Here is a 15,299-nt window from a genome sequence, read left to right on the forward strand (position 1 = left end):
CTGCGCTGCGGGCCTGCCGCAGCCGCCTCCACGAGGGTCTCGGCCAAGCCGCGCCCCGGGAGCCTCAGTCCACCAGACCGAACAGCCGCTCGGGCACCACACGCGCGACGATCCGCTGATCGGTGCCGCGGCCGACGATGTTGTAGCCCGGCTGGCCGGTGTCGCGCGGCGTGGTGCGCACCACCGGAATGCCAGCGCGGTCGGTGATCGCGGCGACCACCGGCGCGTGGGCGCTGGGCCCGCGGCGGGTCACCACCGCGAGTTCGCCGGAGGCGAGCTGCACGAAGTCGCCGGGTGGGTAGATGCCGTATTCCTTGATGATCGCGGCCGCCAGCGCGCTGCCGTTCGACTGCTGGAAGAGCTGCTTCGCGGCCTCCTGCATCGACAGCGGTGTGCGGCCCGTGCGCAGGCTGATCTTTGCCATGAACACGTCGGCCAGGCGCAGCGCAACGGCCAGCTCGCAGACCTCCGTCAGGCCCTGCGCATAGCCGCCACCGCCAGGTTGCTCGTGGTGCTCGAGCACCGTCTGCAACCACGCTTCGTCGCTCACGCCAGCGGCGCGCAGGCGGTCCACCGCCTGCTGCGGGTGGGCCCGGATCCGCACGAGCTGCGCTTCGGTCGGGCGCTCGCCGCGCACCGCCAGCATGCCCTGCAGCTCGAGCGTGGCGATGTTCATCGTCAACGCCGCTTTCACCAGCGTGGCCACGCGCTCCGCGGGCCAGCCGGCGCGCCGCGCCATCAGCTGAGCCGCCAGCGCGGCGTGCAGCGAATGCATCAGGCCGTACTGCGAGAGCCGCCGCTCGTCCTGGCGGATCGAGACGTAGATGGCAACGTCCGGGTCACGATCGACCAGGGCGATGAAGTCGTTCGCGAAGCCTTCGGTGCGCGCCACGAAGTCCGGCTCGTTTCCCAGGCTGCGCAGCAGGCGGTCGAGCCGCGCGCCCATTTGGCCCCAGGTGTCGAACAGCGTGAGCGAGCGCTGCGACTGGCCCGGCCCGGCCCGTTCCTGCTGCGCGCGCTGCCAGGCCTTGATCTCCGCGATGTCGGCGTAGACGCCGCGTTCGAGCAGCGCTTCGAGCTGGGCTTCGCTGGCAACGACCTGGCTACAGGCCAGCAGCAACTTGCCGTCCTCGTTGCGCACGCCGAAGGGCAAGGGCACACCAATCTTCAGCTGGTGCGCGACCAGTTTCAACAGTTGCATGGCGTTCGATCGTCAATGCGCCGCTCTCTTGTCCCGACTGCCCGGAGCGTGGGCGCACGATAGGGGCGAAGCGCCCACTCGGCAAGCCGGGTATTGCCACCCCCCGGGGCGTCACGCCACCGGTGGCGTTTTCAGGGCGGCGTCGATCTCGGCGCGCAGCTGCTCCGCGAGTGCACGGCGGTCGGCGTGCGCACTGGCCTGCGGCGCGAGGAACTGCACGTGCACGCGCAGGTCCTCGGCGCTGGCCACCCACCACAGGCTTTGCACCAGCGTGGTGTCGCCGACGTAGGCGACCGCCTTGCTGAAGTCGTCGCGGCGGTCGCGGTAACGCAGCGCGACCGGCTGCACCGGCGTGCCGGTGGCAATGGACGCCTGCAGGAGATTGGCGTGAAAGGGCAGCAGCGTGCGGCCCTCGCCGGTGGTGCCTTCGGGGAACACGGCCACGGTGTCGCCGGCGCGCAGCGCCTCGGCCATCTGGTGCACCACGCGCAGCGCGTCACGCTTGCGCTCGCGTTCGAGGTAGAGGCTGTCGGCCGCCTCGGTCAGCCGGTGCAGCAACGGCCAGTGCTTCACGTCGGCCTTGGACACGAAGCGCGCCTGCGGACACAGCGCGTGGATCGCCACGATGTCGAGCCAGGAAACGTGATTGGCCACCAGCAGCGCGCCGCCGGGCCACGGCTGGCCTTCGCCCTCGAAGCCGACCCCCGCGACGCGCAGCATCTTGCCGGCCCACCAGCGCACCAGCCGGTGCCGCTCGTCGCGGCTCAATGCACGAAAACTCGTCAACGCGATGCTCACGCCGTGCAGCACGTGCAGCAGCACGCGCAGCAGGCGCCAGGCGGCGCGGATGCGGCGCATCAGCGGGCAGCGGCCCGAAGCCTGCTGCGCAGCGCGCGCTGCCGGCAGCGCCTCATGCGGCCTCGCGCGCCGCTTCGTGCGCCACGTGCCCGGCCACCAGGGTGGCGCGCACGCGGCCCGGCAACTCGAAGCCGCTGGTCTCGAAGGCGAAGGGCGTGTGCTTGCCCTGGCTGCGCAAGGCGCCGGGCGTCACGGTCCAGCGCGCCTCGGGGTCGAACACGCAGATGTCGGCCACGCCGCCCTCGACCAGCCGGCCGGCACTGGAGGCCAGCGAGCCGAGCGCGTCGCCCAGCACGCGCACCGGCTCGCAGCTCACGGTGGCGAGCGCGCGGCGCAGGCCGGCGCCGGAGTCCTGGCCCCACTTGAGCGCCAGGCTCAGCAGCAGCTCGAGCCCGGTGGCGCCGGGCTCGGCCTCCGCGAACGGCAGCGTCTTGGCGTCGGCGTCGACCGGCGTGTGGTCGGACACCAGCGCGTCGAGCGTGCCGTCGGCCAGCCCAGCGCGCAGCGCGTCGCGATCGCGCTGCTGGCGTAGCGGCGGCACGAGGCGCATGGCGGAGTTGAAGTAGCCGATGTCGACGTCGGTGAGGTGCAGCGAATTGATGCTCACGTCGGCCGTGACGGGCAGGCCCTCGGCCTTGGCCGCGCGCACCAGCTCGACGCCGGCCGCGCTGGATATGCGGCACAGGTGGACACGGGCGCCCTCCTTCCCGCCGCTCGCGCGCACCAGCTCGAAGAGGGTGTGCAGCGCGATCGTCTCGGCGGCGACCGGTACGCCCGCCAGACCCAGTCGCGTGGCGACGGCGCCGCTGGCGGCCACCCCGCCGCCCAGCCAGGGGTCGTTCGGCCGCAGCCACACCGTGTAGCCGAAGGTCGCCGCGTACTGCAGGGCGCGCGCCAGCACCTGGGTGTCGCGCACCGTCGCGTCGGCCTGCGAGAAACCCACGCAGCCGGCTTCGGTGAGTTCGGCCATCTCGGTCAGCACCTCGCCGGCCAGGCCGCGTGTCAGCGCGCCCAGCGGGAACAGCCGGCAGCGGCTGAGCTTGCGCGCGCGGAACTTCAGCATTTCCACCAGGCCGGGCTCGTCGAGCGTGGGGTCGGTGTCGGGCAGGCAGACCAGGCTGGTCACGCCGCCGGCCGCCGCCGCAGCGAGCTCGCTCTCGAGCATGCCTTCGTGCTCGTGGCCGGGCTCGCGCAGGCGCGCGGCGAGGTCCACCAGGCCGGGCGCGACCACCAGCCCGCTGGCGTCGAGCGTGCGGTCGGCGGCGAAGTCGGGCGCGACCTTGCCGATGGTCAGGATGCGGCCGTTGGCGATGGCGATGTCGGCCCGCTCGTCGCGGCCCGAGGCGGGGTCGACCACACGGCCCTTGGTGATGAGGATCTTCATGCGTTGTTTCCCGCGATCGTGCTCATGACCGCCATGCGCACCGCGATGCCGAAGGTCACCTGCGGCAGGATCACGCTCTGCCGGCCGTCGACCACCGCCGAGTCGATCTCGACGCCGCGGTTGATCGGACCGGGGTGCATCACGATCGCGTCGGGCCTGGCGAACACGAGCTTCTCCTCGGTGAGGCCGAAGCTCTTGAAGTACTCGCCGGCGCTGGGCAGCAGCGCGCCGCTCATGCGCTCGTTCTGCAGCCGCAGCATGATGATCACGTCGGCATCGCGGATGCCTTCGACCATGTCGTGGCAGACGCGCACGCCCATGTGCTTCAGGTCACCGGGCACCAGCGTGCGCGGGCCGACCACCCTCACCTCCGCAGCGCCCAGCGTGGTGAGCGCGTGGATGTCGGAGCGGGCGACGCGCGAGTGCACGATGTCACCGACGATCGCCACCACCAGGTTGCTGAAGTCCTTCTTGTAGTGGCGGATCGTGTACATGTCGAGCAGGCCCTGCGTCGGGTGCGCATGGCGCCCGTCACCGGCATTGACCACGTGCACGTGCGGCGCCACATGCTGCGCGATCAGGTAGGGCGCGCCGCTCTCCGCGTGGCGCACCACGAACATGTCGGCGTGCATCGCCGACAGGTTGGCAATGGTGTCGAGCAGGCTCTCGCCCTTGGCGGTGGAGCTGCGCGCGATGTCGAGGTTGATGACGTCGGCCGACAGCCGCTTGGCGGCGATCTCGAAGGTGGTGCGGGTGCGGGTGCTGTTCTCGAAGAACAGGTTGAACACGCTTTTTCCCCGCAGCAGCGGCACCTTCTTCACCTCGCGGTCGTTGACGCTCAGGAAGGTGCCCGCGGTGTCGAGGATCTGCGTCAACACCGCCTTCGGCAGGCCTTCGATCGACAGCAGGTGGATCAGTTCGCCGTGGGCGTTGAGCTGGGGGTTGCGCTTGCTCAGCATCCGGCCTCCCGATGATGGGCTTTCATCTCAGTTGTTCTCGAGTTGGAGGGTGAAGCCACCCGCGTCGTCGCGCACCAGTGCCAGCCGCTGGTGGCGCGGCACCACGACGCGCGCGGCCGAGACGGCGGGCTCGATCGGCAGCTCGCGCCCGCCGCGGTCGACCAGCACCGCGAGGCCGACGCTGGCCGGGCGGCCGAAGTCGAACAGCTCGTTGATCACCGCGCGCACGGTGCGCCCGGTGTAGAGCACGTCGTCGATCAGCAGGATGTGGCGGCCCTCGATCTCGAACGGCAGCGCGGTCGCGTCGGTGGTGGTGCTCATGCCGCGCGAGCTGAAGTCGTCGCGGTGCAGCGCGCTCGAGATCACGCCGTGGCGGCCGGCCAGGCCGAGATCGCGCTGCAGCCGCTCGGCCAACCAAGCGCCGCCCGACCAGATGCCGACCAGCACGGTGTCGGGCTTGAGCAGCGGGCGCACGTGGGCGAGCAGATCGCCGTAGAGCGCTTCGGCGTCGAGGTGCAGGGTCGTCATGCGTGCTCCCGGAAATACTGTTCGAGCAGGATCGCGGCGGCGGCGGCGTCGGCGTCGCGCGCGCCTTCGGCCAGGGCCTCGGTCGTCGAGTAGCGCTCGTCGACCTCGTGCACCGGCAGCCGGAAGCGCCCGTGCAGCTGGCGGGCGAAACGCTGCGCGCGGCGCGTATTGTCGTGCGCGGCGCCGTCGGGGTGGAACGGCACGCCGACCACCAGCGCGGCCGGCTGCCATTCGGCCACCAGCCTGGCGATGGCGTCGAAGCGCGCGTCGCCCTCGGCGCTGAGGGTGCGCAGCGGCTGCGCGGTGCGCGTCAGCGTGTTGCCGGTGGCCACGCCGGTGCGCTTGAGGCCGAAATCGAATGCGAGCAGGGTCTGCAGGAGGTGCGCGGAGCTCGCCGGCTCAGGCATGGCCGGCTTCACTGCTCAGCATCCTCGGGTCGATGCCCAGCAGCGACAAGGCCTTGTCGTAGCGTTGCTCGGTCGGCGTCTCGAAGATCACCTCGGGCCGGGCGTCGACGTTGATCCAGCCGTTGCGGGCGATCTCGTCTTCCAGCTGGCCGGCGCTCCAGCCGGCATAGCCCAGCGTCACCAGCACGCGCTTCGGGCCGACGCCGTTGGCCAGGGCCTCGAGCACGTCCTTGCTGGTGGTCATGGCCATGCCGCCGGGAATGCGCAGCGAGGAGGTGTAGGTGGCGCCATCGGCGTCGATGTCGGCCGCGTCGTCGTCGCCGCGCTCGTGCAGCACGAAGCCGCGTTCGGTCTGCACCGGCCCGCCGAGGTAGACCGGCTGCTCGGCCAGCTCCTCGCGATCCAGCGCCAGGTCGACCTTCTCGAACAGGCGCCCGAGCTTGATGTCGCTGGGCTTGTTGATCACCAACCCGAGCGCACCGCGCTCGGTGTGCTCGCACAGGTAGATCACCGAGCCGGCAAAGTTGTCGTCGGCCATGCCGGGCATGGCGATCAGGAACTGATTCGTCAGGTTGGTGGCGGAGCTGGAGGCGGCCATGCGCCGATTGTAGTGACCGGGGCACACTCCGGCACATGCACAAAGCCGCAGACAAGCCGCTGGGCGCCGCCCTGGTGTGGTGTCGTCGGGACCTGCGCGCTCACGACCATGCGGCGCTCTACCATGCGTTGCGGGCGGCGCGGCAGGTGTGGGTGGTGTTCGTGTTCGACCGCGAGATCCTCGACGCGCTGCCGCGCGTGGACCGGCGGGTCGAGTTCATCCGCGACAGCCTGGTCGACCTGGACGCGCAGCTGCGCACGCTGGGCCGCAGCCACGGCACCGAGGGCGTGGGGCTGATCGTGCGCCACGGCCGCCCGCGCGAGGAAATCCCGCGCCTGGCCGCAGCGCTGCATGTCCAGGCGGTCTACGCCAACGCCGACGACGAACCCGCCGCCCAGGCGCGCGACGCCCGGGTGCGCGGCGCGCTGGCGGACGCCGGCATCGCCTTCCACCCGTCCAAGGACCAGGTGGTGTTCGAGACCGACGAGCTGCTGACCGGCGGCGGCACGCCCTACGCCGTGTTCACACCGTACAAGAACGCGTGGCTGAAGAAGCTGGAGCCGTATTTCCTGCAGCCCTACCCGATCGGCCGCCACGCCGGGGCGCTGGCGCCGCTGCCGGCCGCGGCGCAGGGCGGCGTGCCCGCGCTGGCCGACATCGGCTTCGAGCCGACCAACCTCGCCGCCTTGAAGCTCGCGCCCGGCACCGCCGGCGGGCGCGCACTGCTGGAGGACTTCTGCGACGAGCGCATCGACCGCTACGACCAGACGCGCGACTTCCCGGCCGTCAAGGGCCCCAGTTACCTGAGCGTGCACCTGCGCTTCGGCACGCTGTCGATCCGCGAACTGGCCAAGCCGGCCTGGGACCGCATGCGCAGCGGGTCGCGCGGCGCCGAGGTCTGGCTGTCGGAGCTGATCTGGCGCGACTTCTACCACCAGGTGCTGCACCACCACCCGCACGTGGTGGAGCGCAGCTTCAAGCCCGAGCACGACAAGATCAAGTGGGAGCACGGCCAGCACGCCGAGGCGCTGTTCGCCGCCTGGTGCGAGGGGCGCACCGGCTACCCGCTGGTCGATGCGGCCATGCACCAGATCAACCAGACCGGCTACATGCACAACCGCCTGCGCATGGTGGTCGCGAGCTTCCTGTGCAAGGACCTGGGGCTGGACTGGCGCTGGGGCGAGCGCTACTTCGCGCAGCACCTCAACGACTTCGACCTCGCCGCCAACAACGGCGGCTGGCAGTGGGCCAGCTCCAGCGGCTGCGACGCCCAGCCCTGGTTCCGCATCTTCAACCCGGTGAGCCAGAGCCAGAGGTTCGACGCGCAGGGCAGGTTCATCCGCCGCTACCTGCCGCAGCTGGCCGCGCTGCCCGACGCTGCACTGCACGCGCCCTGGGATGCGACGCCGCTCGACCTGGCCGCGGCCGGCGTGGTGCTCGGGCGTGACTACCCCGAGCCCATCGTCCGGCACGAGCTGGCACGCCAGCGCATGCTGGCGCGCTATGCAGTGCTCAAGGCGTCGCGCTGAGGCCGGCGGGCACCGGCGGGCCGCAACTCCGGCGCTCGCCAGCGCAACGGCCGCGACACCGGCACCGCCGGCAGGCACCACAGCGACGCGAAGCTCCAGGGCCAGCGGCGGCGGAGCACGAAACCGGCGGCGCAGGCAGCGGCCTCGCCGTCGGCCGGCGGCTGCGGCTCCAGGATCACCAGGCCGCGCCCGGCGATGCGGTGGCGCTCGCCGGCGCGCAGGAAGTGGTCTTGCGGGTCGCCGGCTTCGGTGAGCCACAGCAGGCCGCTGCGCACCTCCACCCACAGCCCGGCAGCGCGCTGCAGGCGGGCGATGCGGCCGGCCGGCAGCGTGATGAGGCAGGTTTCGTTCATGCCGCCAGCTTAGGAACGCCACGGCCGGCGCGCCAGCCACAGCCGGGCGCTGTTTGCAGCGCGCAGGCAGGGCCGGGCGCGCCGCTGTATCGATGGCCCGGAGCCTCATCTGTACAGGTGCGGGGCAGGGTCGCTCTGACAGAATGAATCGATGGACGACGACGTGCCCCTGTACCTGCAGATCGTCGAGCGGCTCACGCGGCTGGTGGAAGTGGGCTCGCTCAAGCGTGGCGACCGCATTCCCTCGGTGCGCGAGATGGCGCAGCAGCAGGGCGTCGCGACCTCGACCGTGCTGCAGGCCTACCGGCAGCTGGAAGATCGCGGCCTGGTCGAGGCGCGCCCGCGCTCGGGCTACTTCGTCGCCCGGCCGCCGCCGCGCCTGGCCGTGCCGGAGACCACGCGCCCACCGCGCGATTCGCTGGCGGTCGACGTCAACTCGCTGGTGCAGACGGTGATGGCGGCCGCGGTCGACCCGTCGTGCGTCTCGTTCGGTGCGGCCTGCCCGAGCGGCGAGCTGTTCCAGCTCGATCGCGTGCGCATCGCGCTGAGCCGCGCCACGCAGCGCCAGCCCGGCGCGCTGGGCCGCTACCCGTTCGCGCCGGGCAGCGATGCGCTGCGCCAGGCCATCGCGCGCCGCGCGCTGGCGATGGGCTGCCAGCTCGACTACCGGCAGCTCCTCATCACCAACGGCTGCCTCGAATCGATCAGCCTGTGCCTGCGCGCGGTCACGCAGCCGGGCGACGTGGTGGCGCTGGAATCGCCGACCTACTTCGGTTTCCTGCAGATCCTGCAGAGCCTGGGCCTGCGCGCGCTGGAGATCCCGACCAAGCCGCGCACCGGCATGTCGCTCGAGGCGCTGGAGCTGGCGCTCGACACCCAGCCGGTCAAGGCGGTGCTGGCGGTGCCCACGCTGTCGAACCCGCTCGGCGCCACGCTGCCGACCGCCGACAAGCGGCGCCTCGCCGCGCTGCTGGAGCAGCGCGGCATCCCGCTGATCGAGGATGCGCTGCTCAACGACCTGTACGGCGGCGACGACCGGCGCCGCGCCGTGAAGTCCTTCGACCGCAGCGGCAACGTGATGCTGTGCGGCAGCTTCTCCAAGACCGTCGCGCCGGGCATCCGGCTCGGCTGGGTCGAGGCGGGGCGCTGGACGGACACGGTGATGCTGCAGAAGGCGGTGCTCAGCGGCGGCCACACCGAGCTGCTGGAGCTGGCGATGGCCGACCTGCTGTCGCAGCCCGGCTACGAGCCCTCGCTGCGGCGGCTGCGCGAGCGGCTCGAGCAGCGCCTGGACCGCGGGCGGCGGCTCGTCGCGGCGAGCTTTCCGCGCGAGACGCGCATCACCGACCCGGGCGCCGGCTACATCCTGTGGGTGGAGCTGCCCGAAGCGCTGGACGCGCTGGCGCTGTTCCGGGCCTGCCTGGCCGAGCGCATCTGCATCGCGCCGGGGCGCATGTTCACCGCGACGCAGCGCTATGGGCACTGCATCCGGCTGGGCGTGGGCGGGGCCTGGGGCGAGGCACAGGAGCAGGCGCTGGGCCGCATCGGCCGGCTGGCCGGCGATCTGCTGCGGCGCGGGCTGCCCAGGGCCGCCTAGGGCCTGTTAGCGCTACCGGAGGGCTTGCGCCCGCGCCGCGCAGGCCGCAGGGGTAGGCGCGAGGGAGGCGGCGTGCTGTTGCACGCAACGACTGAGCAACGCCGCCCTGCGGCCTGCACGGCACGGGCCCGAAGGGTGATCCCAGGAAACGGGCGCCCTCGGCGTTGCCCATGCTCGCCGGGGGCCGACCCCGGCTGCGCTGTGCGCCTTGATGGCGTCCGTTTCCTGGGTCACGCGAGCCCTCCGGTAGCGTTAACAGGCCCTAGAACAGCTCGATCTCGCCGGTCTTGTCGCTCGATTCGACGAGCGTGCCGGATTCGACCAGCTGGTCGTGGCATTGCAGCTGGTTGCGGCCGTTGTCCTTGGCGTGGTAGACGGCGCGGTCGGCGCGCTCGAAGGCCGCGCTCGGTGTGTCCATCACGCGCAGCTCGGTCATGCCGATGCTGGCCGTGACGGTGCCCACCTGCGGGAAGCGGAAAGTCTCCATGCGCGAGCGGAAGCGCTCGAAGGCCAGCGCCGCGTGCACGCGCGAATCGGCGCGCAGCACCACGACGAATTCCTCGCCGCCGAAGCGGTACAGCCGGTCGCCGTGCCGGAAGGCGCCGCGCAGGATGCGCGCCATCAGCAGCAGCACCTCGTCGCCGATCAGGTGGCCGAAGCCGTCGTTGACGCGCTTGAAGTGGTCGATGTCGATCACGCCGAGCCAGTACCTCAGCAGCGAGCGGGCTCGCCGCTCGGGCACGTCGCCGCCCGGCAGCGGGAACGGCAGCGCGGCGCCGGCGCATTCCTGCAGGCACTTGTTGAACTGCTCGTCGAAGGTCTTGCGGTTCAGCAGCCCGGTCAGCGTGTCGCGCTCGCTGTAGTCGAGCAGGCCGATCTGGTTGCGGTAGATCTTCAGAACCGCGTCGACGAAGCGCATCTGCTCGGCATCGAGCGGGTGCTCGGCGAGCACCTCGACCAGGCCGAAGCGCTCGTTGCCGACCCACAGCGGGAAGACGCTCGTCAGCACCGGCTGGCCGCGCGGCCCGGGCCGGCTGGTCGGTGCGTCGAGCAGCGCCTCGCCGCTCGCCATCGCGTCGCGGTGCAGCGGCCAGTCCTCGAGGGCGGGCAGCGCCTCCAGCGGTGTCCACGGCGGGTCGCCCGCCACCGCCGGCGGCCCGTCGCGCGCGCTGACCTGCAGCAGCAGCCGCGGGGCGGCCGAGTCACCCACGCACCGGTACAGGCTCAGGCTCACCGGCCGCAACCAGTCGGCCAGCATCGAGACCACGCCGGCATCCAGCAGGTCGCGATCACGGTAGCCGGTGAGGCTGACAACGGAGACGAGGGGGTCGGTCATGGGGGGTGAGGATCAGCTTGGACGTCTTATCGGCCGGTCTGCCGGACACTTGAGAAACCCGCCCCCCCGCGGGTACCACCCAGCTCAGATCGACATTCTCTGGCGCACGCCGTCGGCTTCCATTGTGGCGCCACGACCGCGCAGCACGATCTCGCCGCGCTCCATCACCAGGTACTGGTCGGCCAGCTCGGCGGCGAAGTCATAGTACTGCTCGACCAGGATGATGGCCATCTTCTGCCCGTTCGTGCCGCGATCGGCGAGCTTGCGGATCACGCGCCCGATGTCCTTGATGACGCTGGGCTGGATGCCCTCGGTCGGCTCGTCCAGGATCAGCAGCCTGGGGCCGGCCGCCAGCGCCCGCGCGATCGCGAGCTGCTGCTGCTGGCCGCCCGACAGGTCGCCGCCGCGCCGCCCGAGCATCTGCTTGAGCACCGGGAACAATTCGTACAGCTCGGCCGGGATCGGCGTGCTGCCGGGCTTGCTGGCCAGGCCCATGCGCAGGTTGTCCTCGACGGTGAGGCGGCCGAAGATCTCGCGGCCCTGCGGCACGTAGCCGATGCCGCGGCGCACGCGCTCGTAGGGCGTGAGGCGCTGGATCTCCGCATCGCCCAGCCGGATGCTGCCGGACTTGATGGCCACCAGCCCCACCAGGCTCTTGAGCAGCGTGGTCTTGCCCACGCCGTTGCGGCCCAGCACCACCGTCACCTCGCCGGCCCGGGCCTCGAAGTCCAGGCCGCGCAGGATGTGCGAGCCGCCGTAGTACTGGTTGACGCCTTCGACCTTCAGCAGGGTGTGTTCAGCGGCCAAGATAGACCTCCACCACCTTGTCGTTCGCCTGCACCTGCGCCAGCGAGCCTTCGGCCAGCACGCTGCCCTCGTGCAGCACGGTCACCTTCTTGGCCGGGTCGTCGCGCGTGAGTTCGTCGATGAACTTCATGTCGTGCTCCACCACCACCAGCGAGTGCGCGCCCTGCAGCGACACGAACAGCTGCGCGGTGCGTTCGGTCTCCTCGTCGGTCATGCCGGCCACCGGCTCGTCGAGCAGCAGCAGCTTGGGGTCCTGCATCAGCAGCATGCCGATCTCCAGCCACTGTTTCTGGCCGTGCGACAGCAGGCCGGCCAGGCGCTGCGCCTCGCCCTTCAGGTGGATCAGCGTGAGGATCTCGCCGATGCGGTCGAGCTGCGCGCCCGAGAGCTTGGCGAACACCGCCGCGCGCGGCCGGCGGTCGGCCTTCAGCGCGAGTTCGAGGTTCTCGAACACCGTGAGCTGCTCGAACACGCTGGGCTTCTGGAACTTGCGGCCGATGCCGATGCTCGCGACCTGGCTCTCGCGCAGGCGCAGCAGATCGATGGTGGAGCCGAAGAAGGCGCTGCCGGCGTCGGGCCGCGTCTTGCCGGTGATGACGTCCATCATCGTCGTCTTGCCGGCGCCGTTGGGGCCGATGATGCAGCGCAGCTCGCCGGCGGCGATGTTCAGCGACAGCTTGTTCAGCGCACGGAAGCCGTCGAAGCTGACCGTGATGTCCTCCAGGTAGAGGATGCCGCCGTGCGCCGTGTCCAGCGCGCCCGGCTCGACCAGGCGGCCGTAGCTCGCCGCCCGGCCGCCCGACTTGCCCGAGGCCGCCAGCTTCGCGGCCATGCGCTCTCTGGTGCGCACGCCGGCCTCCATCAGCTCGGGCGTCATGCGCGCTTCTCCTTGCCGCGGCCCAGCAGCCGCTTCACGCCGCCGACGATGCCGTCCGGCAGGAACAGCGTGACCGCGATGAACAGCGCGCCCAGGAAATACAGCCAGAACTCGGGGAAGACCTGCGTGAACCAGCTCTTCGCGAAGTTGACGAAGAAGGCGCCGACGATCGGGCCGATCAGCGTGGCGCGGCCGCCCACCGCGGCCCAGATGGCGATCTCGATGCTCGCCGCCGGCGACATCTCGCCCGGGTTGATGATGCCGACCTGCGGCACGTACAGCGCGCCGGCGATGCCGCACATCACGGCCGACAGCGTCCAGATCGCGAGCTTGTAGTTCAGCGGCTCGTAGCCGCAGAACATCACGCGGTTCTCGGCGTCGCGGATGGCCTGCAGCACGCGGCCGAACTTGGTATGGATCAGCCAGCGCGCCAGCAGGAAGAAGCCGATCAGCGTGAGCCCGGTGAGCACGAACAGCACCATGCGCGTGGACGGCTGCGCGATCGGGATGCCGAGGATGCGCTTGAAGTCGGTGAAGCCGTTGTTGCCGCCGAAGCCGGTTTCGTTGCGGAAGAACAGCAGCATCGCGGCGAAGGTGAGCGCCTGCGTGATGATGGAGAAGTACACGCCCTTGATGCGCGAGCGGAACGCGAAGAAGCCGAACACGAAGGCCAGCAGGCCCGGCACCGCGACGACGAGAAAGAGCGTGGCGACGAAGGAGTCGCTGAAGCTCCAGTGCCAGGGCAGCGTCTTCCAGTCGAGGAAGACCATGAAGTCCGGCAGGTCCGACTGGTAGTTGCCGTCGCGGCCGATCTGGCGCATCAGGTACATGCCCATCGCATAGCCGCCGAGCGCGAAGAACACGCCGTGGCCGAGCGACAGGATGCCGGTGTAGCCCCAGATCAGGTCCATTGCCAGCGCGCAGATCGCGTAGCACATGATCTTGCCGATCAGCGCGACGCTGTAGTCGCTCAAGTGCAAGGCGCTGCCTGCCGGCACGACGAGATTGAGCACCGGGACCAGCACGGTCACGGTGATGACGGCGGCCAGCAGCGCCGTCCAGGCCTTGCCCTGCAGCAGATGGCTGCGCGGCGGTGCCACGGGCAGAGGCGGAGTCAGCACGGCGCTCATGCCTCCCTCCCCTTCAGCGCGAACAACCCCTGTGGCCGCTTCTGGATGAACACCACGATGAACACCAGCACGATGATCTTGGCCAGCACTGCACCGGCCCAGCCTTCGAGGAACTTGTTGATCACGCCCAGCCCGAGCGCCGCATACACGGTACCGGCGAGCTGGCCCACGCCGCCCAGCACCACCACCATGAAGGAGTCGACGATGTAGCTCTGCCCCAGGTCGGGTCCGACGTTGCCGACCTGGCTGACCGCGCAGCCCGCCAGCCCGGCCACGCCGGCGCCGAGCGCGAAGGCCAGCGTGTCGACGCGCGCGGTGTTGACGCCCATGCACGAGGCCATCGGGCGGTTCTGCGTGACGCTGCGCACGAACAGGCCGAGCCGCGTTTTCGCGATCAGGAAGGCGATGCCGCCCAGCACCACGGCCGCGAATGCCACGATGGCGATGCGGTTCCAGGGCAGCACCAGGTTGCTCATGATCTGCACGCCGCCCGACAACCACGACGGGTTCTCGACCGGCACGTTCTGCGCACCGAACAGCGAGCGCACGCCTTGCTGCAGCACCAGGCTGATGCCCCAGGTGGCGAGCAGGGTCTCGAGCGGGCGGCCGTACAGGAAGCGGATCACGCCGCGCTCCAGCACCGCACCCACCGCCGCCGCGGCGAGGAAGGACAGCGGCACCGCGGCGACGATGTACCAGTCGAAGGCGTTCGGCAGCCAGGCGCGAAAGGCGTTCTGCGTGAGGTAGGTGGCGTAGGCGCCGATCATGATGAGTTCGCCGTGCGCCATGTTGATCACGCCCATCAGCCCGTAGGTGATGGCCAGGCCCAGCGCGGCGAGCAGCAGGATGGAGCCCAGGCTCACGCCGGTGAACACCACGCCGGCGCGCTCGCCCCAGGCGAGCATGGAGTTCACGCCGTCGAGCGCCGCCTGCAGCGCGGCGCGCACCGTGGGGTCGGCCTCGCCGCCTTCGGCCGCGGGCTTCAGGCGCTCGAGCAGCAGGCTGCGCGTGGCGGGCGTGGTGCTGCTGGCGAGTGCCTGCGCCGCCTGCAGGCGCTTGGCCACGTCGGTCGAGGCGATGAGCCCCTTGGCGCGCAGGGTTTCGAGTTCGGCCTTCAGGCCGGGGTCGCTTTCCTTCGCCAGCGCCTGCTCGACGAGCGGCAGCTTGGCTTCGTCCATCGCCTCGCGCAGCGAACCGACGGCGGCGCGCCGCTGCGTCAGGTCGCCGGTGACGAGCTGCAGCGCGGCCAGTGCGGCCTGCAGCTCGGTGCGCATGCGGTTGTTGTTGACCGCGTCTTCGGCAGTCTCGGAGGGCGTGGCCGGCTGGCCACCCGCCGCGTCCACGGCCGAGCCGTCGGCCGCGACGATGTAGGCGCGCTTGTCGTCGAACTTCACTTCGCCGTCGAGCAGCGCCTGCACCAGCACGGGCACGCGCGGGTCGAGCGCCGCGATGGCCTGCTGCAGCGCCGCGACGCGGGCGTCGGTGTCGCCGGAGACGATGGCGTGCGCCTGCTCGGGCGTCATGGCGCGGGCGGGGGCCGCGGCCAGCAGCAGCCAGGCGGCACACAGGCTCAGGAGGAAAGCGCGCGGTGCATTCACGGTGAGGAGTGCTCGAAAACGGGCCGGTGGGTTCAGTGCATACGGCGTGCCAGCTCGGGGCCGAGCACCGACCCCGCCCGCCCTCACCCCGGCCCTCTCCCGCGCGGCGGGAGAGGGAGAAGGGAGGCTTCTCTTGC

The 15,299-nt window shown here is 71.0% G+C and carries 15 protein-coding genes; 2 read left to right on the top strand and 13 right to left on the bottom strand.

Annotation, left to right across the window (positions count from 1 at the left end; translation table 11 throughout):
* Nucleotides 1-64: 64 nt before the first annotated feature.
* From ACQY9S_RS11820 to ACQY9S_RS11850, 7 genes are all read right to left on the bottom strand, one after another.
* Nucleotides 65-1,201, bottom strand: a complete 1,137-nt coding sequence (locus tag ACQY9S_RS11820) for an HD-GYP domain-containing protein (protein ID WP_428419901.1) — start codon at nucleotides 1,199-1,201, stop codon at nucleotides 65-67.
* Nucleotides 1,202-1,312: 111 nt separating this feature from the next.
* Nucleotides 1,313-2,059, bottom strand: a complete 747-nt coding sequence (locus ACQY9S_RS11825; protein ID WP_428419902.1) for a lysophospholipid acyltransferase family protein — start codon at nucleotides 2,057-2,059, stop codon at nucleotides 1,313-1,315.
* A gap of 52 nt (nucleotides 2,060-2,111) precedes the next feature.
* Entirely contained in the window at nucleotides 2,112-3,443 is a 1,332-nt protein-coding gene (locus ACQY9S_RS11830) for a dihydroorotase (RefSeq protein WP_428419903.1), read from the bottom strand.
* The gene (locus ACQY9S_RS11835) at nucleotides 3,440-4,402 is read right to left on the bottom strand and encodes an aspartate carbamoyltransferase catalytic subunit (RefSeq protein ID WP_428419904.1); all 963 of its coding nucleotides are present in this window, start codon (nucleotides 4,400-4,402) and stop codon (nucleotides 3,440-3,442) included. Before ACQY9S_RS11835 ends, ACQY9S_RS11830 begins: the two co-directional genes overlap by 4 nt.
* A 27-nt stretch (nucleotides 4,403-4,429) precedes the next feature.
* Nucleotides 4,430-4,930 carry a bifunctional pyr operon transcriptional regulator/uracil phosphoribosyltransferase PyrR gene (pyrR, locus tag ACQY9S_RS11840; protein WP_428419905.1) on the bottom strand — a complete coding sequence of 167 codons (501 nt, stop codon included), beginning with the start codon at nucleotides 4,928-4,930 and terminating at the stop codon, nucleotides 4,430-4,432.
* Complete coding sequence (ruvX, locus tag ACQY9S_RS11845) at nucleotides 4,927-5,337, bottom strand: Holliday junction resolvase RuvX (protein ID WP_428419906.1); 411 nt, start codon at nucleotides 5,335-5,337, stop codon at nucleotides 4,927-4,929. Before ruvX ends, pyrR begins: the two co-directional genes overlap by 4 nt.
* The gene (locus ACQY9S_RS11850; protein WP_428419907.1) at nucleotides 5,330-5,935 is read right to left on the bottom strand and encodes a YqgE/AlgH family protein; all 606 of its coding nucleotides are present in this window, start codon (nucleotides 5,933-5,935) and stop codon (nucleotides 5,330-5,332) included. The genes ruvX and ACQY9S_RS11850 overlap by 8 nt, the downstream gene beginning before the upstream one ends.
* A gap of 35 nt (nucleotides 5,936-5,970) precedes the next feature.
* Between ACQY9S_RS11850 and ACQY9S_RS11855 the strand changes: the two genes are divergently transcribed.
* Nucleotides 5,971-7,464, top strand: a complete 1,494-nt coding sequence (locus tag ACQY9S_RS11855) for a cryptochrome/photolyase family protein (protein ID WP_428419908.1) — start codon at nucleotides 5,971-5,973, stop codon at nucleotides 7,462-7,464.
* On the opposite strand, the gene ACQY9S_RS11860 is transcribed toward ACQY9S_RS11855, so the two are convergent.
* On the bottom strand, nucleotides 7,437-7,817 hold the full coding sequence (locus ACQY9S_RS11860; RefSeq protein ID WP_428419909.1) for a DUF2917 domain-containing protein: 381 nt from the start codon (nucleotides 7,815-7,817) through the stop codon (nucleotides 7,437-7,439). The two genes, ACQY9S_RS11855 and ACQY9S_RS11860, sit on opposite strands and share 28 nt — an antisense overlap.
* Before the next feature lie 151 nt (nucleotides 7,818-7,968).
* On the opposite strand from ACQY9S_RS11860, the gene ACQY9S_RS11865 reads away from it, so the two are divergent.
* Entirely contained in the window at nucleotides 7,969-9,414 is a 1,446-nt protein-coding gene (locus ACQY9S_RS11865) for a PLP-dependent aminotransferase family protein (protein WP_428419910.1), read from the top strand.
* Nucleotides 9,415-9,676: 262 nt separating this feature from the next.
* Here the strand turns inward: ACQY9S_RS11865 and ACQY9S_RS11870 are convergent, their stop codons facing one another.
* From ACQY9S_RS11870 to urtB, 5 genes are all read right to left on the bottom strand, one after another.
* Nucleotides 9,677-10,750, bottom strand: a complete 1,074-nt coding sequence (locus ACQY9S_RS11870; RefSeq protein ID WP_428419911.1) for a GGDEF domain-containing protein — start codon at nucleotides 10,748-10,750, stop codon at nucleotides 9,677-9,679.
* 84 nt (nucleotides 10,751-10,834) lie between these two features.
* Complete coding sequence (gene urtE / locus ACQY9S_RS11875) at nucleotides 10,835-11,539, bottom strand: urea ABC transporter ATP-binding subunit UrtE (protein ID WP_428425700.1); 705 nt, start codon at nucleotides 11,537-11,539, stop codon at nucleotides 10,835-10,837.
* A gap of 7 nt (nucleotides 11,540-11,546) precedes the next feature.
* A complete protein-coding gene (urtD, locus tag ACQY9S_RS11880) occupies nucleotides 11,547-12,434 on the bottom strand; it encodes an urea ABC transporter ATP-binding protein UrtD (protein WP_428419912.1) in 888 nt (295 codons plus the stop codon).
* Nucleotides 12,431-13,564 carry an urea ABC transporter permease subunit UrtC gene (gene urtC / locus ACQY9S_RS11885; protein ID WP_428419913.1) on the bottom strand — a complete coding sequence of 378 codons (1,134 nt, stop codon included), beginning with the start codon at nucleotides 13,562-13,564 and terminating at the stop codon, nucleotides 12,431-12,433. Before urtC ends, urtD begins: the two co-directional genes overlap by 4 nt.
* Nucleotides 13,561-15,087: an urea ABC transporter permease subunit UrtB gene (urtB, locus tag ACQY9S_RS11890; protein ID WP_428425702.1), complete on the bottom strand. Its 1,527-nt coding sequence runs from the start codon at nucleotides 15,085-15,087 to the stop codon at nucleotides 13,561-13,563. The genes urtC and urtB overlap by 4 nt, the downstream gene beginning before the upstream one ends.
* Nucleotides 15,088-15,299 lie beyond the last annotated feature (212 nt).

This window comes from Methylibium sp. (assembly GCF_965279545.1).
Lineage (GTDB): Bacteria > Pseudomonadota > Gammaproteobacteria > Burkholderiales > Burkholderiaceae_C > Methylibium.